The sequence below is a fragment of the Mesorhizobium sp. M0663 genome (assembly GCF_040320585.1).
Classification (GTDB): Bacteria; Pseudomonadota; Alphaproteobacteria; order Rhizobiales; family Rhizobiaceae; genus Mesorhizobium.
Genome location: NZ_JAMYPX010000100.1, coordinates 1 through 1,394 on the forward strand (window position 1 = coordinate 1; position 1,394 = coordinate 1,394).

At 59.5% G+C, this 1,394-nt stretch carries 1 protein-coding gene; it reads left to right on the forward strand.

What is annotated here, in order from left to right; translation table 11 throughout:
- The first annotated feature begins 96 nt into the window (after positions 1-96).
- Positions 97-1,125 carry an IS110 family RNA-guided transposase gene (locus NKI54_RS36275; RefSeq protein ID WP_352694646.1) on the forward strand — a complete coding sequence of 343 codons (1,029 nt, stop codon included), beginning with the start codon at positions 97-99 and terminating at the stop codon, positions 1,123-1,125.
- The last annotated feature ends 269 nt before the right edge of the window (positions 1,126-1,394 follow it).

Consider the following 1,394-nt stretch of genomic DNA (forward strand, 5'->3'; position numbering starts at 1 on the left):
GTCGCTTGGCAGATGGGGTGGTTGCCGTCCTCCCCTAACGGCATCGCAATGTGCCAAGGTGATGTGGTGTAGGCCACAGAACAGAGAGGACGGCGGATGAAGGATACGATGATCGGAGTGGATCTGGCAAAGAATGTTTTCCAGCTACACGGGGCGTCGATGACAGGCGATGTGAAGTATCGCAAGAAACTGTCTCGCGGGCAGTTCTTCCGGTTCATGTCAGAGCAGCCACCGGCACTTGTTGTTATGGAAGCCTGCGGCAGCGCCCATTACTGGGCGCGCGAGTTGGTGAAGCTGGGCCATGCAGTCAAGCTGATCGCGCCGCAATATGTGCGCCCGTTCGTCAAGCGGCAGAAGAACGACGCGGCCGATGCCGAGGCAATCGTCATTGCGGCCCGTCAGCCTGAAATGCGCTTTGTCGAGCCGAAGACCGCTGATCAGCAAGCGCGGGCGGTTCTGTTTCGGGCGCGCGAGCGTATTGTTCATCAGCGAACGGAATTGGTGAACGCTCTGCGCGCCGTTCTCTACGAATATGGGCAGGTCATTCCGCAGGGGATTGGTCACATCAAGCGCATTGAGGTGATTGTCGAGAATGCTGAGATCGGCCTGCCCGAGCTTGTGCAGGAGGAATGCCGCGACCTTCTGGCTCAGATCGGCGAGAAGACGGCCCGGATCGAAGAAAAGGCCAAGAAGCTCGCGGAACTGTCCCGGCAGAGCGAAACCGCGCGCCGGCTTCAGACCATGCCGGGTGTGGGGCCGCTGATCGCCTTGGCCGTCGAAGCGTTCGCGCCAGCGATGGAGAGCTTCCGATGCGGCCGGGACTTTGCCGCTTGGCTCGGCCTCGTTCCACGACAGTTCTCTTCTGGCGGGAAAGAAAGGCTCGGCCGGGTGTCGAAGGCTGGTCAGGCCGACATCCGCAGGCTCCTGATCATCGGGGCAATGGCCCGCGTGAGTTGGGCGGGTCGCAAACCGCCAGCGCAAGGATCGTGGCTTTCGCGGATGCTCGCGAAGAAGCCGCGCATCCTGGTGGCGATCGCACTGGCGAACAAGATGGCTCGGAATATATGGGCCATGCTGACGAAGCAGGAAGATTATCGAGATCCGGCTCTGGCTGTGGCGGCGTGAAACCACCGCGGATAACCAGGACTGGCAAGGAGGTGTGAGAAGTCGATGACCTGAATGGGCGCATGATCGAACAGATCTGGACCGGGAAAACCAGAAATTAACTGAGGGCGTAGAGCTCGTTTGGCAGATTTGGACCCGATCCGCAGATCACCATACCGGCCAGCGGCTTCTGAAAGTGCCGTAAATAAAGGCCTGACAGAAGACCGCACTCGATCACACGTCAAAAAGGGTCAGACACTACTTGCGCAACGGACGGCAACCACAGAAGT